Below are 20936 nucleotides of genomic sequence, written 5' to 3' on the forward strand. Positions count from 1 at the left end.
GATTGTCCGTGTGAAAGGCATCATCCTCGCCGGCGGATCCGGCACGCGTCTGCATCCGATCACCCTCGGCGTCTCCAAGCAGCTGATCCCGGTGTACGACAAGCCGATGGTGTACTACCCGCTGTCGACGCTCATGCTGGCGGGCATCCGCGACATCCTCGTGATCACGACGCCGCATGACGCCCCTTTCTTCGAGCGACTGCTCGGCGACGGCTCGCAATTCGGCATCTCCCTTACGTTCGCGCAGCAGCCCTCGCCCGACGGACTCGCCCAGGCCTTCACGATCGGCGCGGACTTCATCGGCGACGACAAGGTCGCCCTGGTGCTGGGTGACAACCTCCTCTACGGGCCGGGTCTGGGCACGCAGCTCAAACGCTACGCCGACGTCGACGGCGGCGCGGTCTTCGCATACTGGGTCGCCGAGCCGTCGGCGTACGGCGTCGTCGAGTTCGACGAGTCGGGTCGGGCGGTCTCGCTTGAGGAGAAGCCGGCCGAGCCCAAGAGCAACTACGCCGTCCCTGGCCTCTACTTCTACGACAACGACGTCGTCGACATCGCCCGCGGACTCGCCCCGAGCGCGCGCGGTGAGTACGAGATCACCGACGTCAATCGCGAATACCTCGAGCGCGGCAAGCTGCAGGTCGAGGTGCTCCCTCGAGGCACCGCCTGGCTCGACACGGGCACGTTCGACCAGATGACGGACGCCGCGGATTACGTGCGCACGATGGAGCGTCGCACCGGCATGCGCATCGGCGTGCCCGAAGAGGTCGCCTGGCGGCAGGGCTTCCTCACCGACGACGAACTCGCCGCCCGGGCGGGCGCACTCATGAAGTCGGGCTATGGTGCCTATCTGCTCGACATCCTGAAGAGAGGACGCTGATGGCTCGGCTGCTCGTGACCGGAGGAGCCGGCTTCATCGGCTCGAACTTCGTCCACCACGTGATCGAGCACACCGATCACCACGTCACGGTGCTCGACAAGCTGACCTACGCCGGCAACCTCGCATCGCTCGAGGGACTGCCCGAGAACCGCTTCCGGTTCGTCAAGGGCGACATCGCGGATGCCGAGCTGATCGACGCCCTGTTTGACGACGTCGACGCGGTCGTGCACTACGCGGCCGAGTCGCACAACGACAACTCGCTCCACGACCCGCGCCCGTTCCTCGACACGAACCTCGTCGGCACGTTCACGCTCCTCGAGGCGGCGCGGCGCCACGACACGAGGTTCCACCACATCTCGACCGACGAGGTGTACGGCGACCTCGAGCTCGACGACCCCGCGCGGTTCACCGAGACGACCCCCTACAACCCGTCGAGCCCGTACTCGTCGACCAAAGCGGGCTCCGACCTGCTCGTGCGCGCGTGGGTCCGTTCGTTCGGCGTGCGGGCGACGATCTCCAACTGCTCGAACAACTACGGGCCGTACCAGCACATCGAGAAGTTCATCCCGCGCCAGATCACGAACGTGTTGCGCGGCATCCGCCCCAAGCTCTACGGAAGGGGCGAGAACGTCCGCGACTGGATCCACGCAGACGACCACTCGGCAGCCGTGCTCACGATCCTCGAGAAGGGAGTCATCGGCGAGACGTATCTCGTCGGCGCGGACGGCGAGAAGAGCAACAAGGAGGTCGTCGAGCTCATCCTCGCGCTCATGGGGCAGCCGACCGACGCCTACGACCACGTGACCGACCGCGCGGGGCACGATCTGCGGTACGCGATCGACTCGACCAAGCTGCGCACCGAGCTCGGCTGGGCTCCGCGGTATCGCGACTTCGAGTCGGGCCTCGCCGCGACGATCGAGTGGTACCGCGACAACGAGGCGTGGTGGGCGCCTGCGAAGGACGCGACCGAGGCGTTCTACGCGGCCAAGGGTCAATGATGACGGAGTTCGGCAAGCCCCTCCGCGCAACCGAGACGCGCATCCCCGGGCTCGTCCTATGGGACCTCACGGTGCACGGCGACAGTCGCGGCTGGTTCAAGGAGAACTGGCAGCGCGAGAGGATGATCGCCGCGGGGCTGCCCGACTTCGGACCGGTCCAGAACAACATCTCGTTCAACGACGCCATCGGCACGACGCGGGGCATTCACGCGGAGCCGTGGGACAAGTGGGTGTCGATCACGACCGGGCGCATCTTCGGCGCGTGGGTCGACCTGCGCGAGGGCACGACCTTCGGCACGGTGTTCACGGCCGAGCTCGATCCCTCGCGCGCGGTCTTCGTGCCGCGCGGCGTGGGCAATGCGTATCAGACCCTCGAGCCCGATACCGCCTACACCTACCTCGTCAACGACCACTGGTCGCCCGACGCGAAATACACCTTCCTGAATCTCGCCGACGAGACCCTCGCGATCGAGTGGCCGATCCCGCTCGAGCGGGCCGAGATCTCCGAGAAGGACCTCGGCCATCCCCGCCTCGCGGATGTCGTGCCCGTTCCCCCGCGGAAGATCCTCGTAACCGGCGCCAACGGCCAACTTGGTCGCGCGCTGCGCGCTGAGTTCGGCGACGGGCGCCACGTCGAGTTCGCTGCGCGCGACGATCTCGATTTGGCCTCGTCCGATCTCGTCACAGCGCGTCGGTGGCGGGACTACGACACAATCGTGAACGCAGCGGCGTACACCGCGGTTGATCTCGCCGAGACGCCCGAGGGCCGTCGCGACGCGTGGGCGGCGAACGTCGGCGGCGTCGCGGCGCTGGCGCGCGTCGCGGCGGAGAACGGGATCGCGCTCGTGCACGTCTCGAGCGACTACGTCTTCGACGGCAAGCTCGATCGGCCCTACCGCGAGGACGACCCGGTGTCACCCCTCGGCGTCTACGGGCAGACGAAGGCGGCCGCGGATGCTGTCGTGTCGACCGTTCCCCGCCACTACATCGTGCGGACCTCGTGGGTTGTCGGCGAGGGCAAGAACTTCGTGCGCACAATGGCCGGCCTCGCCGCGCGTGGGATCGACCCGCGAGTCGTCGACGACCAAGTCGGACGGCTCACGTTCACGAGCGAAATCGCGCGGGGCATCCGTCACCTGCTCGACACGAGGCCGGATTACGGCGTGTACAACCTGACGGGTGGCGGCGAGGCAATGACGTGGGCGGATGTCGCGCGCGCGGTGTTCGAGCTGGCCGGTCACGACCCCGCGCGAGTCTCCCCCGTGTCGACGACGGAGTACTACGCGTCCGCGGAGGGTCCTGTGGCGCCTCGGCCGAGCCGGGGTGTGCTCGACCTCGCGAAGATCGAGGCGACCGGGTTCGTCCCGACGGACGCCGGCGAGACGCTGAGGGATTATCTCGCGTCAGAGGAGCGATGACGGCGCGGCGGTCGAGGTCGAGGTCGATCGGTCACGGGAATCGGCGTCGGCGGGTCTTCCGGGTAGGGTTGTTGCGGTGGTCCGCATCCCGCGCCGCGGCTCGTCGCAGACGGCTGCATGATCCCGCGCCGTGCCGCCACGACTCACCCTGAAAGAACTCGATGACAACGCCGACTACGCCCTCCAACCGACGTAGTGCTAGAAGCCTGATCAGGACTTTCTGGATCCCGTTCGTACTGCTGTTCCTCGCGAGCACCGCGTGGACGTTCGCCACGCCCCTGGCTGCGGCACCGGATGAGCCGGCCCACATCCTCAAAGCCGCCGGCACCGCGCGGGGGCAGTTCCTACCGGACGGATTCGATGAGGCGGGGCGGGGCTACTTCACAGTCCCTGCCTCGCTCAGCGATGCCCGTGAGTGGGAGGACTGCTTCGCACACAAGGCGGCGGCACCGGCATCGTGCCAAGTGATCGACGGGGCGACGCCGGGCACGGAACGAGCGTCTACGACGGCGGCAGCCTACAACCCGCTGTACTACGGCGCGGTCGGGTGGGCCAGCCTTCTGACGGATGACCCGCATGCGATCGTCTACGGCATGCGGCTCGCGACCGCGCTTGGGACGGCCGCGCTCATCGCTCTCGCGTTCCATTTCCTCTCAGCGATGATGGGGCTCCGCCGTGCGTCCGTCGTCCTGGCGGCCACCGCAACGCCAATGCTCCTCTTCCTCGGCGGAGTCGTGAACCCCAACGCGTGGGAGATCGCCGGCGGGATGGCGCTCTTGGCCGCGGTTCTGGCGCTTGCCCATCGTCGTGACGGCGTTCCGTCGCCGAACGGCGCATTGGCGACCATAGCGGCCGTCGGCTTCATCGTGTGCAACCTTCGCGGCATCTCGCCACTCTGGGTCGCGGTCCTGGGACTCCTCGGCCTTTCGACCATTCCCTGGCCGACACTTCGCGTGCTCTTCCGAAGTCCGGCCACGTGGGTTGCCGCCGCCGCACTCCTCGCCGGTGCCACCACAGCCCTTCTCTGGGGCGCCGCGGCCAACTACTACGCGCTGGAGGGCGACTTCAGGAACAAAGACTGGACGGCAGGGCGCGTCCTCGAGATGATGTTCCGCCGGACGATCTTCGAGCCCGCGTATGTCGGGCTCTTCGGCTGGACCGACACGTCGTCACCGACGATCGCAATCGTGATCCTCGGCGGCCTCGGCGTGCTCACGGTTGTCGCCGCGTTCTGGCTTGCTCGTCGCCGTTTCCTCATCGTCACCCTCGTCGCAGGGGCTGCGTGGCTGCTGCTGCCGGCCCTGGTCCAACTGTCGTACGTCAGATCGGCGGGCATGATCTGGCAGGGCCGCTATTCGATGGTCATGTACGTCGGGATGGTGATCCTCGCAGCCGTCGCTGCGAACATCGGTTGGGGCGATCGCCCGATCCCGCATCCTCGGCGACTTGCGTGGAGTCTCGGTGCATTCGTGTGGGCGGCACACGTCTACACGTTCGTTCTGACCCAGGTGCGCTACGCGCGCGGTGCGGGAGAAACGATCTGGATGCTCTTCAAGGAGCCGCTCTGGTCACCCCCGCTGGGGGCGTCAGTCTGGCTCCTCCTCATCGCCGTCGCCGTCAGCGGCTTCGTCGTCCTCGCCGCTCGACAGCCAACGTCAACGGCTGCACCTGAGACGATCGAGCCCATGCGGGCGTCAGAAGAGCGGTAAGCGACTCGAGCGCCGCCGGAAGGAACACTACGGACATGAAGAGCGCCCTCATCGGCTACACAGGTTTCGTCGGCACCAACATCCACGCCGTCCAGCCGTTCGACGATCTCTACAACTCGTCGAACATCGGCGACATTGCGGGCCGCGAGTACGACCTCGTCGTGTCGGCGGGCAATCGCGCCGACTCGCACCGGATCAACACACACGGGGCCGAGGACCGGCGTGAGATCGACGGACTCGTCGATCTCGTCCTCCAGGCAAGGATCCGCAAGCTCGTGCTCATCTCGACCGTGTGCGTCTATCCCGAGGGCGGTTCGCCCGACGAGGGCACCCCGCTCACCGAGGACGGGCTGACGCCGTACGGCGTAAACCGACTGCACCAGGAGCGCCGGCTCGCGGCATCCGTCGACACGACGATCGTCCGCCTGCCGCAGCTCTACGGCAACGGACTCAAGAAGGGCGTCGTGTACGACCTGCTGAACGACTACCGCGTCGAGTACATCCGGCCGCAGACGGAGTTCCAGCATTACGACGTGCGGCGCCTGTGGCGCGACATCAGCACAGCCCTCGACGCCGGCCTCGAAAGCTTCAACGTTGCGACGCCCCCGATCGCGAACGAAGACCTCGCGCGCGAGGTCTTCGGCCGCGACATCGCCGACCAGGAGCCGCTCACGCCCGAGTCGCCGTTCGCGCAGATGTACACGCGGAACATGACGACCCGGCATGCCGAGCTGTTCGCCGGATCGGGGCCGTATCTGCTGTCGCGCGAAGATGAGCTGGCGGGCCTGAAGGCGTTCGTCGCCGAGGCACGCTCCGATCAGACCAGAAGGAGAGGCTGACATGCATCGCGGACACAAGGTCTCAGCGATCGTGACCTGCGCGGGCAAGGGAACCCGGTTCGGGTCGAACAAGCTCCTCGTCGAGCTCGGTGGCAGGACGATCCTCGAGAAGACGGTGCGGGCGATGCTCGTGCCGGCCGTCGACGAGCTCGTCGTCACGATCAGCGCCGACAACGAGGCTGAGTATCGGCGCATCCTCATCGACGAGGCCGGGCTCCCCGTCACGCTCGTTCGGGGCGGCGCGGAACGCCACATCAGCGCGCAGCGCGGGCTCGAGGCCACCTCGGGCGACATCGTCCTCGTCCACGACGGGGTGCGCCCCTTCGTGACGGAGGATCTCGTGATGCGCGTCCTCGACGCGGCGATCGACCACGGCGCAGCGATGATCGGAACCCCGAGCACCGTCCAGGTCAAGCTCGTCACCGACGACGGATTCATCGAGGGCTCGCTCGACCGGGCGCATTCGTGGCTGGGTCAGACCCCGCAGGGCTTCCGCCGCGAGCTTCTCGACGCCGCGTACCGCGCGGCGGCGGCCGAGGGATACTCGCGCGTGAGCGACGACGCGGATCTCGTGCACGAGTACACGGGCACGCCGGCTCGCATCCTGCCCGGGCACGTCAACAACATCAAGATCACGACGCCGCAAGATCTCGGCACCGCGCAGCTCATCGAGCAGCACCTCATCGAAGAGGTTGACCGCGTATGACAGAGGGGCCCGTGAAGGTCAGCGTCGTCGTGCCGACCTATCGGCCCGGCAAGGGGCTGAACCGACTCGTCGCGTCGCTGGACGCGCAGACGCTCCCGACGAGCGACTGGGAAGTCGTCTTCGTGGACGACGGCTCGCCGGATGACACATACGAGCGGCTGCTCGCCATCCAGAGTGCGAGGCCGAACGTGCGCGTCGAGCGCATCGAGAACTCCGGTTGGCCGTGCCGCCCACGCAACATCGGGACGGACCTCGCGCGGGGGGAGTACGTCGCGTACATGGACCACGACGACGAGTTGTACCCCGACGCGCTACGCGCGGCGTACGAGTTCGCGAAGGCGAACGACTCCGACGTCGTCAACGGCAAGGAAGCCCGGACGCACGACAGCGGATGGGCGATCGACCAGTACCGCGCCGACAGCGGCCAGGTGATCGACCGCACGGACTTCCACCCGCTCATCCCGACCAACCCCCACAAGCTCTATCGCCGCGCGCTGCTGCAGGAGCACAGCATCCGCTTTCGTGAAGGCGGACGCGTGCTGTGGGAGGACATCTTCTTCAACGTGCTCGTTGCCCGCCACGCAAAGGTCATCTCGACGATGGCGAGCACGCCCTACTACCACTGGTTCTCGACCCCCGGCAGCGGCTCCAGCACGTTCGTCCGGTCGAGCCCGGAGTGGTGGTACTGGCTCGACAAGGTCGTCGAAGCCGTCAACACCGACCTCGCCGGCGAGGAGCTGGCCACTCAGCGGCGACTGCTCCGCGTGCACCAGTACCGCTCGAGGCTCCTGGACTCGTTCAACAACCTCTACGCCCCGAGGGACGCGGCGGAGCGGAAGATGATCTTCGAGAAGGCGTCGGCGCTGCAGGCGAAGCACTTCCCCGAGTCCGACGACGATCACCTCAACCGGTCGCTGCGGATGCGGGCGCAGCTGCTGCGACGTGGATACCGGCATCTGCTCGAGCGGCTCACCGTGGACGACCCGAACATCCCGGGAGCCGCCCGCATCACCGACGCGCAGTGGGACGGGGCCGTCCTGCGGCTCAGCACGCGCGCCGACTGGGAGGACAGCACCGGCCGCCGCCACCGGCTCGTCGAGCGCGACGGACGGATCGTGAAGGACCTTCCGAAGGCGTACCACGACGCGCTGTCGCCCGACCTGTTCGATGTGACCGACGACATCCACGCGGCCACGGTCGAGATCGGCGTGAGGTCGGAGGCGTCCCGGGTCACGTGGATGGCGTCGTCGGCGTCTGAGCTGCACACAGCGGTCACCGACGGAGCGGTGCGCTGGCACCTGACCGGCACCGCGACGGTCGACCCGGCGACGGATGCCATGGGCCGCCCGCTCGAGCGCGGCGTGTGGCTCATCAACGGGCGCTGCACGCTGGCCGGGACCGTCCAGCATCGCATCATCCGCAGCAGCCACATCCCTCCCGCGATCCGGTTCGACGACGACGGCGTCATCGCAGTCTTCAGCCGCACGGACGGCGCCGTCGCCCTGGACTTCGACCAGACCGAGTCGCCCCTCACGCGACTGGTTTGCCCGACGGGACGCGTCCGGCGCATAGGGACGGTGACCTCGATCGAGGTGTCGGGGCTGCCCGTCGACGGGGATCGGCGTGAGTTCGCCACCACGCTCGACATCGACACCGAGAGCCTGGCACGACGCGCGCGCCGCGTGCCGCGGCGTGTCCTGGGCCGTCTGCGCCGCCGTGACCCGGGTCCGCGCGGGTGGCGGACGGTGCCAGCGAGAATCGTCGTCCGCGATGGGGTCGCGAGCATCGAGGTCGAGCTGCAGACGAAGGACGCCTTCCTCGTGCGGATCGGTGAACGCGTCCCGGGATTCCAGCCTGTAATGCAGGTATCACGCGAGCATACGCTGGTTCGTCCCTACGGTGGGCTCGCGCGCGGCGTCCTCAGCTGAGCTGGCCTCAGCCCTTGAGCGGGTTCTCGTCGCGGAGACGTGCGAACACGAGGTCATACAGCTCGGCGACGCGCCTGTTGTCCTGCCGCAGCTCGTTGAGCTGAGCTTCGAGCTCGGCGATGCGCTGTTCGAGGTCTTGAGGGAGGACGGCGTCACCCGAGAGCGCCGCCGAGGCGAGGTTGAGCTGTTCGAGCTTGCCGTAGGCCGTCGGCGCGATCCACCTCGCGAACTTGCGCAGGATCTCTCTCATCGTGTGTCCTTCTTCCCTTCGGCGGCTGCGTGCGAGGCTGCCGTGATCCTCACCTGAGACGTGCGGCGGATGCGGCGCCCGTCCTGGCGACGCCCTCGCCCGATGACGCCGAGCCGGAGCCGGCGCTCGGCGATCTCCTCTTCGATCCACTCGGTCGGCAGGTGCCAGGTCGCGGGCCGCGCGTGCTCGTAGTCCGCCGACATCGTCGTGTAGTCCGTGAGGTCGGCGAACCCGCGGCCACGCAGGACGAGTTCGAGGAAGCGGAAGACGGTGCGGCGGTTGGCCTTCGTGATCGACTGGGCGGTGTGGTGCGCGAAGATGCACCACTCGTCGCCCGTCTCGAGCATTCGCGCGCCGAACTCGAGCAGCGCCCCACGGTCGTTCAAGTTCAGGTAATGGAAGTCGACGACCCTGTCGACATCGTGGGCACGGGCAAGCCGCAGCGCCTCATGGCTGTAATCCACGCCCGTGACCCGGTGCCCTGCCTGCGCGAGCTCGACCGACCACCGCCCGTCCCCGCATCCGAGGTCCAGGATCCGCGCACCGGACGGGACGTCCGCGAGGAACCTCTTGATGGAAGAGCCTGCGTCGGCGAAGCCGGTCGAGACGTCGCGCTCCATGTAGTACTTGTCCCAGAAGACGCGGCCGCTGTTGTAGACGCCGAACCACGACTCGAAGCGCTGCCGCGTCCATCGTGGAGTCTCGAACTTGAAGGTCGGGTCGGGGACGCGCCATCCCGGCCCGTACGCGTACGCGAGCCACGCCTCGGGGTTGGCCGGCTCGGGCAGCTCGACCCCGTGGATCTCGCGTCGCCGGGTGGGGACGAGATCGGACTCCCCGACCTCGGGTCCGCGCAGCGCGAACGGCTGGCAGTACAGGCCGTCGCGGAAGAACCCGGTGAAGATGTCGACGTAGTGGTCGGGCTCCCCCTGCTCGTTGAAGAACTCGACCTCGAGGTGGGCAAGGCTGTGGCGGACGACGGTGTAGCCCAGCGATCGCAGAGAGCGCTCCATCTCGAAGCTCACGAGCGCAATGTCGGCGGGGTTGTCCTCACGGCACAGGAATGCGAGGTCGACGTCATCGTCGTGCGGCAGCATGCGACCGTCGCGGACAAGCCCGAGGAGTGTGCCCCCGACGATGTACACCTCGTGGCCACGCTCTTCGAGCGCTTCCACGAGCGAACTTGCGCTCTGCAGCAGACGATCGACGACAGCGTCGTCACGACCCTCCAGCACCGGGCCGAGACGGTCCCACTTCGTCATCGCGAGCCACCGGCCGCGTGCGTCAACGATCTCGACGGGGTCGTCCGACCGGCCGAACCGGGCGTCGGCCCCACCGATCTCACGGCCCGTCACGCTGTCATGCACGGTGACACGAGTGCGACCGTGCAGTCGCGCGCGCAGCGGCGCGGGCCACTCCAGGCTGATGACGCCGTTCTCGGAGTACGGGATCTCGACCGACCACACCCGGTGACCGTCGAGCCGCACGTCGGCGACGATCGCGTCCTCGATCGCGTAGGGGTCCAGTTCGATGCGGTGGAGTGAGACCTTCATTTGACCGCGAGCAGCTCCACAGCCTCGTCGATGGGTCCGTCGAAGATCTTCTTGCCCTTCTGGATCACGATGCCACGCTGGCACAGGTCTTTGACCATCGCCATGTTGTGGCTGACGACGAGCATCGTGATGCCCTGTTCGGTGAGCTCCTTGATCTTGTCGGCGCACTTGGCGCGGAAGGGCGCGTCACCGACGGACAGCACCTCGTCGACGAGAAGGATGTCGAGCTCGACATGGATGGCCACCGAGAAGGCGAGCCTCATGAACATGCCGGACGAGTAATGCTTCACCTCTTGATCGATGAAGTCGCCGATCTCGGAGAAGGCCACGATGTCGTCGAACCGCTCGTCGATCTGCTTCTTGTTCATGCCGAGGATCGCGGCGTTGAGGTAGACGTTCTCGCGACCGCTCAGCTCGGGGTGGAAGCCGGCACCGACTTCGATGAGTCCCGCCACGCGGCCTCGCGTGTAGACGCGGCCGTCGTCGGGCTCGAGCACACCGGACACGAGCTTGAGCGTCGTCGACTTGCCCGACCCGTTGAGTCCGAGGACGGCGACAGACTCTCCCTCGCCAATCTGGAAGCTCAGGTCGTCGAGTGCGGTGAAGGTGTCGGCGCGAACCTTCTTGCCCTTGATCCAGCCGACGAAGGCCTCTTTGAACGAGTGCGAATTGCGCTTGAGGAAGCGCTTGGAGACACCGTCGAGGATGATGCTCGGCGGCGCCGCGGTCTGGGCGGTGATCTGGGACTGAGACATCACAGGTCCTGTGCGAACGAGCGCTCGAAGTGACGGAAGACGAACTGGCCGACGAAGAGCATCAGGACGCAGAACGAGGCCGCCACGAGCGAAGCGGGAAGGAAGACATCCGGAAGGCCGTGCGTGCTCTCGGCAGTCGGCGCCCAGAAGCCCAGGTGGAACAGCTCGACCGCGATCGTGAGGGGGTTCGACATGTACACGAAGAACAGGCCCGGGAAATCGCGCAGGGCGTCGGCGACGAGGACCCACGTGTACAGGACGGGGGACGTCCACGTCGAGAACATCTTGATGAGGTCGACGAAGTTCTGAGCGTCGCGGTAGCGCACGTTCAGTCCGCTGAAGAAGAGCCCGAGCCCGAGCGCGAACGCCAGAACGGTGACGACGCCGAGCAGGATGCCGCCGATCGCGATGAGCGACGGCGCCCAACCGACCAGGAGGCAGACCAGCAACAGGATCGCCAACTGCGGGAGGAAGTGGATGAGAGCGCCGATGATGGCCGCGATGGGGAAGAGCTCTCGCGGCAGGTAGATCTTCTTGACGAGCGCGCGGTTGTCGACGATCGAGTTCGTCGCGTTTCCGAACGCCTCGTTGAAGAGGTTGATGATGACGACGCCGGCGAAGAGATAGATCGCGAAGTTGTCGACGTCACGGTGCGCCTGGAGGACGACACCCATCACGAAGTAATAGATGACGAACTGCGCGGCCGGCTTGACGTACGACCAGATCCAGCCCAGGACGGAGTTGCGGTACCGGGTCGCCGTGCCCTTCTGGACGAGGAGCCTCAGCAGGTACCACCAGCGGAAGACGTCGAGGATGCCTCGTCCGCGACCGGGTACGTCATATGCCGAGAGGTCGACGGGCGTGCCGAGTGACAAGGCAGATACTTCCTCAGATCACGGGTGAAGGGCCGGGTATCGGCCCCGCAGAATCCTATCCGACCGATGTGGGGGTGCCTGAGCGGGCGCTGTGGATCACCGCTTCGGGATGCCGCCCACCGTGCGGTTGTCCATCACGAGGATGCGCGGCGCGGTGCCCCCGTTGAGGGCGGTCGCCGACTCATCGCCGCGAAGGGGACGCAGCCCGCCGTTCTCCGTCACGTAGACCTGGGCGGCCCCGGCCGCCTGGACGAAGACGCGACCCGCGATCGGGGCTCCCGTGAGGTTCAGCGTCGAGCATGTCGCGTCATCGAGCGCCACGGGGACGATCCCCCCGAGCCCGGCAGGGGTGATCGCGGAGAGGACACCCTGAGCGGCGACGTAGTCGACCGAGCCGCACCGGACGAACACGCCGGCAAGCTGCGCCACGAGCGGCCTGGTCGCCACCGCCGGCGGAGCGACGATACGGTAGCGCGGCTGTACGCCGAGGTCAGCCGGCACACCCCAATTGGGGACGCCGAGCCGATGTTCACCATCGATGAACGAGACGGTCGCCGAGTCGGATGCCCGCACGAGGTCGCCCGCGCCCGGGAGCGTGCTCGGCTGCGGAAGTGACGCGAAGTACGCGGCCGTGATCCACTTGGACGCCGGTATCGTCCCACTGTTCGCCCGGCGGATGCTCGCCGTGTCCGGAAGGCGGAGGAAGCCGCGTGAGGTTGCAACGGCGGTGTTGGTGCCGTCCGTGACGAACACCGCACCCGGGATGGATGGCCCGTCCTTCGGCAATGTCGCGCATGCGGCCGCGGACAGCTCAGTAACCGTGTTGCCCGCCGGATCACCGGACAGCACGCGCGAAAGGCGATCCCCTCCTGCCGCGTAAAGCAAACCGCCGCAGGAGACGAGATGCGTGAGGGCCGGGCCCTGAGCGAAGCCTGTCAGAGCATCCGGCGCCACCTCGCGTGCCGGTGACGGAAGCCCGTAGGCTCGCGCGAGTCCCCAACTCGGCAGTCCCCGCAGGCGATCTCCGTCCACGAACCATACGCTTGCATCGCCCGCCGCCCTGACGAGCGAGCCGGTCACGAGGTAGATCGGACCGACCGTGGTCCTCGACAGAGTCGCATCCGAGATGACGGCGATCGTCGGGCGGGTGCCGCCGTTCAGCTCGATCATCCTCGCCTGCGACGGGATCGGGCGATACATGCCGTTCTCCGCCCGGTAGACCGTGCCGTTCGTCGGGGTCTTCACGAAAGGCACCGTCGTGAACACGGGCCCAGTGAGCGTGAGGCGCGCGCACGTCGGGGCATCCAGTGTCGAGGCGGTGAATCCGGCGGGCACACCGTTCGGCAGGCCATGGAACCGACCCGAGGCGCCGAAGTAGACCTTGCCGCCGCAGATTACGTACTGCGAGAGGGGATCTGTAGGCGCATAGCCGGTCAGATCAGTAGCGGTCACTCGACTTGCGACTGCCTTCGGCAGGCCGAGTTCGGCCGCCAAGCTCCACGCGGGCAGACCAATCAGGCGGCCGTCCGACTGCGGCAGCCATACGGTCGGGTCACCGCTCGCAAGGATCATGCGGCCGGGGGCGAACAGCTGTCTCGCCGCGATCTGGTAGCGCGACGCGACGCTCGACCGCATGACGCCCGCGTACGGGACCGACCCGCCGTTCGCGCTCGACACTGCGGCCGCGTCGTAGTACGGCTGAAGCGTCGTCCCCGTCACCTGGTGGATCTTGCCGCCTGCTTCCAGTCGCGCGAAGGCGGTCATCACCGCGCCCCGGGTGAAGCGGTTGTACTCGCGCGGTTCGAGCTGCACCAGAGCAGCACCGCATGCTCCACCCCACACGCCGACCATCCCGCACGACGTGAAGGGGTGGACCTGCCCATCCTGCAACATGGCCACTTCCCCCGTCGCGGTGTTGCGAACGTAGAACGTCGCCGCCACGCCCGAGGTCGCGAACTGACTCACGTACGCGGCATCGACGACCACGGGTGCGCCGAACACGCGACGATACTCCGGGTAGGCCTCAGCCGTTATCCCGTAGCGGCGGTTGCCCGAGATGATCGACACCTCAGCACCGACCTTGACGAGCACCTGCGAGAGTGACTGCGTCGACCCGAACCAGTCGGTGAAGTAGTTGTAGAAGTTCCGGTTGCCGTAGCTGGAGCATCCGTCACCCGTGCCGTAACCGGCGGCGAGCGCCGGGCCGTTGGGCTGGTACGGCGTGTAGTAGTACAGGTTCGCGGTCGCCTGGTTCTGCACGTACACGGGCGACGTGCCGCAGGCGCGGTTCGGGTGGTAGAGGATGTTCCACGTCTTGCCGGGCGCGTACCACGTGAAGTACTGGCTCGTTCCGGGCGGGTTCGCGTAGCGCTTCATCTGCCACGCGGCGCCGTAGACCTGGTTGAAGAAGCCGTAGTAGCGCGTGTCGCACGCCGCGGTGTCGGGGCACCCCTGCCCCATCGCGATCGTGTAGCGCCATTCGCTGGGCCACACATGCGTGACGAGGCCCTGCTCCTTCTGGAGCGTCGTGAGGAGCACCTGCGGGTTGATGCCGCACGCCTGGGCGACCTTGAAGATGATGCGCGAGGCGCGCTCGCGCACTCCGCCGGGGTAGGCGCCGCACATCGCATCGGCTGTCGTCGTGCGGGACGTGTCGTACCAGTCTTTCAGGCACGTGTACCCCGGCTCGCAGCGCGGCACCTTCGCCTGCAGGAACGCCTGGATCTGCGACTCGGTCATCGTGCTCTTGTTGAAGAACACGGCGTTGCTGATGATGTTGCCGGGGTTGAAGTTCGCGAGGTTCGCCATCGGCTTCACCGGCGCTGCGGCGGGTGCGACATCTGCCACGGCCGCCGACGTGACGGGCGCGGATGCCACGGCCGGCGCCGCATCGGTCAGTGCCTGGGCAACGCCCGTCGGCGCTGCGATCACCCCCGCCACTACCACTGATAGTGACGCCAACAGCGCAGCAAACCTCTGACTGCGCTCGCGCGGGCCCCCCCGCCGCGGAGCGGTACTCATGTGAACAGTGTGTCGGAAGTGAACTCGTTTGCCAACCGGTACCGCGAATCTGTTCAGAAATGAGGCTGTTCGGCGCTCCTCGTCACAGGTCCGCGTGCAGCTGCCACACGCGATCGGCGGCCTCGCGCCACGAGAATGCGCGTCCGCGGTCGGATGCGAGCACCGCGAACCGCTCGGCCGACGCGGTCGATCCGAGCGCCGACGCGAGGGCCGCGGCAAGGCCGTCGGCGACTGCGCCCGAGGCATCCGGCTCGACCAGGATCCCGCCGTCGACGACGACTTCGCGGTGGATGTCGGATGCTGCAGCCACCACCGGTACCCCGAGCGACAGCGAGTCGAGCACGCGCCACGGGAACGCCATGCGGCGCGACGGCGCCACGAGGGCGAGGGCAGCGCCGAACACGGCGGCGCGGTCGGCGGCGTCGAGCGGACCGCGCACGTGAAGCATGCGCTCCGGAAGGCCCGCCGCGGCGGCGCGGTCGGCGAGGACCGGCTCCTCGCCGTCGCCCGCGTCGATCACGACGACCGGGACCTGGAGCTGCGAGCGCGCGACCGCGGCGAATCCGTCGTCGAGCGCGTCGGATGCGGCCGCGCCTCCGGCGAGCAGCACGTATCCCTCGGGAAGGCCGAGGTCGCGGCGGCGGCCGATCTCGTCGGTGGGCACGGCGAAGCCCGTCGGTGCGGCGCCGGCGATGACCCGGATGCGATCGCCGAGAGGCGCCGCGTCGGCGAGGCGCTCCCCCATCGAGTGCGTCGGCACGACGACGGCGTCGGCATGCTTGACCGCGCGCTTGAGCATCGCGCGCTGCCAGCCGGCCTCGGCTCGGGGAAGCTCGCCCGGGTGCTCCCACGCGCGCAGGTCCCACACCGTGACGACGGTCTGGTCGTGGTCGTGCACGCGGTCGTGCTTCACGAGCGGCGCGAACATCGTCGGCGAGTGGATCATGCCGCCGCCGATGCCCGTCGGGATGCCGAGCTGCAGCGCCGCGGCGAGCTCCCGGCGGGGCAGCCCCGAGCGCTGGATGCTCGCGACGCCCGGCACCTCGGCCTCGATCTCGCGCGACGGGCCGGAGGGCACGACGAGCTCCACCTCGCAGCCCGTCGGCGACGCGATCACGAGCGCGCGGGCGAGGTCTCGGGAGGCTTCCGCGAGCGCCGCATCCGTGGGCGCCACGAGCTGATCGAGCATCACCCGCAGCGTCACCGTCATGCTGTCGAGAGTACCCGTGGCGGCGCGGAAACCGCGGGCGAATGCGGTCAGCCGGTGGACGGCGACGGCGACGGCGGATGCAGCGCGTTCCGCACCAGCTCCTGCACGTACGCGAAGTCCGGCTCGTGCTCATCGACGCCGCCTTCGGGCGTCAGCTCGATCGTGGTGACCGGCTGCTCCTTCGCCTTGAGTGCGAGGTCGACGAAGTACGGCAGGAGCGACTGCGGCAAATCGGTCTGCACGATGTCGGCGCCCGCGGTCGCGACGTCCTGGAACCGCGTGAGCACGGTCTGCGGCGTGAACTGCTCGAGGATCGCCTGCTGCAGGATGCGCTGGCGCTTCATGCGGTCGAAGTCGCTCGTCGTGTAGCGCGAGCGGGCGTACCACTGCGCCGTGTCGCCGTCCATGTGCTGCGGACCGGCCTCGATCCAGCCGGTGGCCCACTCCTCGACCGGCTGACCCTGGTACGCGGGTCCGCCACCCTTCGGCAGGCGCTGTTCGACGGTGATGTCGACACCGCCGAGCGCGTCGATGAGCGCCGCGAAGCCGTGCATGTCGAGGAAGACGTAGTACGGGATCTCGATGCCGAGGGCGCCCTCGGCGGCCTCCTTCGTCGCCTCGATCGCGGGGGCCGAGCCGTTAGCGCGTGCGTCGGGGTACAGCGCGTCCCCGTCCTGACACACCTCGACCTCGGTGCGCAGCTGGTTGATACCGCTCCCCCATCCGCAGGTCGGGTCGGCGTGGCCCTCGTGCCCGTTCGGGTACCGGTCGCGCATCGGACCCTCGGAGAACGGCACGTTCGGCAGGTCGCGCGGAATGCCCGTGATGGTGACGGCGCCCGAGTCGGCGTTGACCGACACGACCGAGATCGAGTCGAAGCGCATCGAGTCGCGGCCGTCGCCGCTGTCGGCGCCCAGCAGCAGGATGTTGTAGTAGCCGTCCGACGGCGGAACGGGCGGGCCGCTCGCGCCGAACACGATCCCGATCGTGTCGCGCAGCACCCCGGCGGAGTTCGCCGCGTACGCCGCGACGCCGCCCGAGACGACGAGGAGCACGACGGAGAGACCCGCGATGCCGAACCGCGCGCCCGGACGCGTCTTCACGAGCCGCACGAGCCGCAGGGTGTCGAACGTCAGCACGACCCACAGCACGATGTACGCGATGAGCAGGCCCTGCGCGACCAGCAGCGCGAACCAGTTCGTGGCGATCGTGAGGAACACCTGCTGCCACAGCAGAGCGCACAGCCCGCCGAGGATCACGACGACCCACATGAGGAGCGTCGCGGCGAGCCCGAAGCGCCCGAGCCGCCGGTTGCCGGCGAGGACCTGCGCCGATCCCGGCAGCAGGAAGTTCATGAGGACCAGCCACCAGCCGCGCCGCGTCATCATCGCGCGCGACGACGCGTCGGGGTGGCGAAGGGGCCTCTCCTCGACCACCCGGGCCGGCGAAGAGCTCACGGTCGCGCGGGGAGCGCTCACGACGCTCACAGCGCCTCCTTGAGCCGCCGGTTCTTCTCCTCGACCTGCTGCTCGAGCTCGCGCGCGTACGCCTCGACGCGGTCGGCGGTCGTGGCATCCGACGTTCCCAGAATGCGGACGGCGAGCAGCCCCGCGTTCTTGGCGCCGTTGATCGAGACGGTCGCGACGGGGATGCCGGCGGGCATCTGCACGATGCTGAGCAGGGAGTCGAGACCGTCGAGCGTCGCGAGCTGCACGGGCACGCCGATCACCGGAACGGACGTCACCGACGCGAGCATGCCGGGCAGGTGCGCGGCGCCGCCGGCGCCGGCGATGATGACGCGGATGCCGCGCTCCCGCGCCTCGCGGCCGTAGCGCATGAGCTTGTCGGGTGTGCGATGGGCCGAGACCACCTCGACCTCGTGCGGGACGACGAAGTCGCTCAGCACCTGGGACGCGTCGCTCATGACGCGCCAGTCCGAGTCGGAGCCCATGACGACCCCGACGAGGGGCGCATCGGAGGAATGCAGGGGTCGAGTCACCCGACCAGGCTAGGGGCGATGGCTGGAAGAACCCCGCAACGGCGCGGGATTGTCGCTGTGGCGTCGTCGATCAGTCGCCGAAGTGCTCGGCCGCGGCACGCGCCTCGTACGCGATGTCGTCGAGGTCGTCGCCCGTGACGTTGACGTGCCCGACCTTGCGCCCGGGGCGGGGCTCCTTGCCGTACGTGTGGATCTTCGCGGAGGGGTGCTCCGCCATCGCGGACGCGAAACGCTCGTCGATCGACGCGTTCTGCGGCCCGCCGAGGATGTTGACCATCACCGACCACGCGGCGCGGGGCGAGGGGTCGCCCAAGGGCAGGTCGAGCACCGCCCGCAGGTGCTGCTCGAACTGGCTCGTGACGGCGCCGTCCTGCGTCCAGTGGCCGCTGTTGTGCGGGCGCATCGCGAGCTCGTTAACGAGCACGCGCTCGTCGGTCGTCTCGAAGAGCTCGACGGCGAGCATGCCGGTCACGTCGAGGCCCTCGGCGATGCCGACTCCGATCGCGGCGGCGACCTCGTCGAGCCGCTCGGGCGAGTGCGGTGCGGGCGCCACGACCTCGGCGCACACGCCGTCGCGCTGCACCGTCTCGACGACAGGGTACGAGCGCACCTCGCCGGAGGGCCGGCGGGCGACCTGCTGCGCGAGCTCACGGCGGAAGTCGACGAGCTCCTCGACGAGGAGCGCCCCGCCTCGCGCGTCCTCGGCGAGGGTCGCGAACCAGTCCTCGGCCTCGGTCGCCGAGCGCACGACGCGCACGCCCTTGCCGTCGTAGCCGCCGCGCGGCGTCTTCACCACGGCGGCGCCATCGTGGGCGTCGAGGAACTCCTGCAGGCCCGCCGCGCTCGTCACGGCGGCCCACTCGGGCTGGGGCATGCCGAGCTCGTCCATCCGTGCGCGCATCGCGAGCTTGTCCTGCGCGAACCGCAGCGCGCCCGGACCCGGTCGCACCGCGACGCCCTCCTCGACGAGGAGTGCGAGCACTTCCTGCGGCACGTGCTCGTGATCGAACGTCAGCACGTCGACCTCGCGCGCGAAGGCGAGCACCGTGTCGGCGTCGCGATAGTCGCCGACGGCCGTCGCGGCGAGCGCGGCCGCCATGCCGGGCTGCTCGGCGAGCACGCGCAGCTCGACGCCGAGCTCGACGGCGGGGGCGATCATCATGCGGGCGAGCTGTCCGCCGCCGACGACTCCGACTCGAAGCGCCATGGGTCTCCTTCCGACCCACCCATCATTCCAGGCGGACCACGATGCGATGGCCGGAGTGAGGGACCGAGCCGGATGCCGCGTCAGCCGCGTCCAGGCGGAGCGCCGGCCGCGGGCGGCAGCGGCTGGGCGTCGCGGTGGGCGAGGATCTGGTTCACCTCGACCTGGTCGACGAGCACCTCGTGCACGAGCTCGGCGCTCGGGACGTCGACCAGGCGCAGAGGCTCGTCCACGCCGTTCGACAGCGTGAGCGTGCCCGCGCCCCACATCCGCTGGAGGATCCCGCGGCGCAGGCCGATCGAGTAGCCGCGCACGTGCTCGAGCTCATGGGATGCGCGGCGGAACAGCCCCCGCGCATGATCACGCGACGAGTCGTGATGAGGTACGTGCGCGACCACCACGCGGCGAACGGTAACACGACGGCGACGAGGAGGATCGCGGCGGCGGCCAGCAGCAGCATCCAGTTCCGGAACGGCGCCGGCAGGTTGCCGTAGAAGTAGCCGACGGCTCCCGCGACCGCGATGAGCACGAGCGCCGACCAGACGAGCCGACGCGCGTGCCCGCGGAAGCGCGCGACCCGGAGCTCGGGCGTCGGTGCGCCCGGGGAGGGGGTGATCGGCCTCCCGCTGTACCCGATCGGCTGCGTCATGCCTCCATTCTCTGGGCACGAGCCGGTTTGGGGCGCATTTCCGGCTTTGGGGCGGATGAGCTCCGCCCCAAACACCGGTTTCCGCCCCGAACGGGAGATGGAACGGAGGAACGCCGAGATCAGCGCACGTGGACGACGTCTCCCGCGGCGACCGCGGTTTCGGTGAGCCCTGCCACCACGACCAGCCGCCCGTCGGGATCGATGCGCTGCGCCCGGCCCTCGAGCATCGACCCGCCGGGCAGTGAGACCGCGACCTCACGTCCGAGCGTCGCGCACAGCGCCTCCACCTCGGCGAGGACGCCCGCCGCGGCGGCGTCGCCGTGCGCCGTCGCGAGCGCGCGGAGCTGCTCGTCCAGCGCCCTGAGGTAGTCGGCGATCAGGCGGTCCTCGTCGGCCTCGAGCCCCGCGACGGCGAACGACGTCGCCGTCGGGACGGGGAGCTGCTTCGCCGTCATGCGGGTGTTGACGCCGGCGCCGACGACGACGGCATCCGGATGCCCCGGCACGACCTCCGCGAGGATCCCGCACAGCTTCGCGCCGTCGAGCAGCACGTCGTTGGGCCACTTGACGCGTGCGTCGTGGCCCGACTCGGCGACCTGCGCCGCCACCGCCCGCGCCATCGCGGCACCCGCGACGAGGGGGATCCACCCGCGACTGCGCGTCGGCAGCGAGCCCACCCGCACGAGCACCGACACCGCGAGACCCGAGCCTGCGGGCGTCTCCCACGAGCGGTCGAGCCTCCCCCGCCCCGAGCGCTGATCGTCCGTCACGAGCACGGAGAGGTGCGGCCATTCCTTCGGGGCCTCACTGGCGGCGCGCGTCAGGTCGGCGTTCGTCGACCCGGTCGAGGCGAGCACTTCGAGTCGCGCTGCGACGGCGGCGGACAGCGGCAGGCCGGCGGCGGAGAGCGGCATGTCCACACCCTACGCGTCGTGTCGCGGC

Annotated in this window: 18 protein-coding genes; 7 read left to right on the forward strand and 11 right to left on the reverse strand. The window is 68.7% G+C overall.

All coding sequences use genetic code 11. The features are described from left to right. Window positions 1–10 precede the first annotated feature (10 nt). The 7 genes from rfbA to BJ991_RS15360 all read left to right on the forward strand — a co-directional run bounded on the left by rfbA (window position 11) and on the right by BJ991_RS15360 (window position 8478). Window positions 11–880, forward strand: a complete 870-nt coding sequence (gene rfbA / locus BJ991_RS15330; RefSeq protein ID WP_179491398.1) for a glucose-1-phosphate thymidylyltransferase RfbA — start codon at window positions 11–13, stop codon at window positions 878–880. Beyond that, complete coding sequence (gene rfbB, locus BJ991_RS15335; RefSeq protein WP_179491400.1) at window positions 880–1878, forward strand: dTDP-glucose 4,6-dehydratase; 999 nt, start codon at window positions 880–882, stop codon at window positions 1876–1878. The genes rfbA and rfbB overlap by 1 nt, the downstream gene beginning before the upstream one ends. Next, a complete protein-coding gene (locus tag BJ991_RS15340; protein ID WP_218852952.1) occupies window positions 1875–3296 on the forward strand; it encodes a sugar nucleotide-binding protein in 1422 nt (473 codons plus the stop codon). The genes rfbB and BJ991_RS15340 overlap by 4 nt, the downstream gene beginning before the upstream one ends. A 161-nt stretch (window positions 3297–3457) precedes the next feature. Beyond that, on the forward strand, window positions 3458–5005 hold the full coding sequence (locus BJ991_RS15345; RefSeq protein WP_179491404.1) for a DUF2142 domain-containing protein: 1548 nt from the start codon (window positions 3458–3460) through the stop codon (window positions 5003–5005). A 35-nt stretch (window positions 5006–5040) separates the two neighbouring features. Further along, window positions 5041–5844 (forward strand): NAD-dependent epimerase/dehydratase family protein, encoded by an 804-nt coding sequence (locus tag BJ991_RS15350; RefSeq protein WP_179491406.1) that lies wholly within the window; start codon window positions 5041–5043, stop codon window positions 5842–5844. A gap of 1 nt (window position 5845) precedes the next feature. Then, a complete protein-coding gene (locus tag BJ991_RS15355) occupies window positions 5846–6550 on the forward strand; it encodes an IspD/TarI family cytidylyltransferase (RefSeq protein ID WP_179491408.1) in 705 nt (234 codons plus the stop codon). Beyond that, the gene (locus BJ991_RS15360) at window positions 6547–8478 is read left to right on the forward strand and encodes a glycosyltransferase family 2 protein (RefSeq protein ID WP_179491410.1); all 1932 of its coding nucleotides are present in this window, start codon (window positions 6547–6549) and stop codon (window positions 8476–8478) included. Before BJ991_RS15355 ends, BJ991_RS15360 begins: the two co-directional genes overlap by 4 nt. A gap of 7 nt (window positions 8479–8485) precedes the next feature. Here BJ991_RS15360 and BJ991_RS15365 read toward each other — a convergent pair whose 3' ends face one another. From BJ991_RS15365 to BJ991_RS15415, 11 genes are all read right to left on the reverse strand, one after another. Continuing rightward, window positions 8486–8728, reverse strand: coding sequence for a DUF6752 domain-containing protein (locus tag BJ991_RS15365; protein ID WP_179491412.1), 243 nt, complete (start codon window positions 8726–8728; stop codon window positions 8486–8488). After that, window positions 8725–10281 carry a class I SAM-dependent methyltransferase gene (locus BJ991_RS15370; protein WP_179491414.1) on the reverse strand — a complete coding sequence of 519 codons (1557 nt, stop codon included), beginning with the start codon at window positions 10279–10281 and terminating at the stop codon, window positions 8725–8727. Before BJ991_RS15370 ends, BJ991_RS15365 begins: the two co-directional genes overlap by 4 nt. After that, window positions 10278–11036, reverse strand: coding sequence for an ABC transporter ATP-binding protein (locus BJ991_RS15375; protein ID WP_179491416.1), 759 nt, complete (start codon window positions 11034–11036; stop codon window positions 10278–10280). The genes BJ991_RS15370 and BJ991_RS15375 overlap by 4 nt, the downstream gene beginning before the upstream one ends. Then, complete coding sequence (locus BJ991_RS15380; RefSeq protein WP_179491417.1) at window positions 11036–11911, reverse strand: ABC transporter permease; 876 nt, start codon at window positions 11909–11911, stop codon at window positions 11036–11038. The genes BJ991_RS15375 and BJ991_RS15380 overlap by 1 nt, the downstream gene beginning before the upstream one ends. Window positions 11912–12007: 96 nt before the next feature. Then, on the reverse strand, window positions 12008–14788 hold the full coding sequence (locus BJ991_RS15385; RefSeq protein WP_179491418.1) for a hypothetical protein: 2781 nt from the start codon (window positions 14786–14788) through the stop codon (window positions 12008–12010). A gap of 226 nt (window positions 14789–15014) precedes the next feature. Next, on the reverse strand, window positions 15015–16142 hold the full coding sequence (locus tag BJ991_RS15390; RefSeq protein ID WP_179491419.1) for a glycosyltransferase: 1128 nt from the start codon (window positions 16140–16142) through the stop codon (window positions 15015–15017). Between the two features lie 47 nt (window positions 16143–16189). Next, the gene (locus BJ991_RS15395) at window positions 16190–17629 is read right to left on the reverse strand and encodes an LCP family protein (RefSeq protein ID WP_343048793.1); all 1440 of its coding nucleotides are present in this window, start codon (window positions 17627–17629) and stop codon (window positions 16190–16192) included. Continuing rightward, the gene (gene purE / locus BJ991_RS15400) at window positions 17626–18093 is read right to left on the reverse strand and encodes a 5-(carboxyamino)imidazole ribonucleotide mutase (RefSeq protein WP_179492858.1); all 468 of its coding nucleotides are present in this window, start codon (window positions 18091–18093) and stop codon (window positions 17626–17628) included. Before purE ends, BJ991_RS15395 begins: the two co-directional genes overlap by 4 nt. A 118-nt stretch (window positions 18094–18211) precedes the next feature. Beyond that, window positions 18212–19348, reverse strand: a complete 1137-nt coding sequence (locus BJ991_RS15405) for a 5-(carboxyamino)imidazole ribonucleotide synthase (RefSeq protein ID WP_179491420.1) — start codon at window positions 19346–19348, stop codon at window positions 18212–18214. Window positions 19349–19428: 80 nt separating this feature from the next. Next, window positions 19429–19746, reverse strand: a complete 318-nt coding sequence (locus BJ991_RS18495; protein WP_246301112.1) for a PH domain-containing protein — start codon at window positions 19744–19746, stop codon at window positions 19429–19431. Between the two features lie 367 nt (window positions 19747–20113). Beyond that, the gene (locus tag BJ991_RS15415; RefSeq protein ID WP_179491421.1) at window positions 20114–20908 is read right to left on the reverse strand and encodes a biotin--[acetyl-CoA-carboxylase] ligase; all 795 of its coding nucleotides are present in this window, start codon (window positions 20906–20908) and stop codon (window positions 20114–20116) included. Window positions 20909–20936 lie beyond the last annotated feature (28 nt).

The organism is Microbacterium immunditiarum (genome assembly GCF_013409785.1).
Taxonomy (GTDB): Bacteria; Actinomycetota; Actinomycetes; order Actinomycetales; family Microbacteriaceae; genus Microbacterium; species Microbacterium immunditiarum.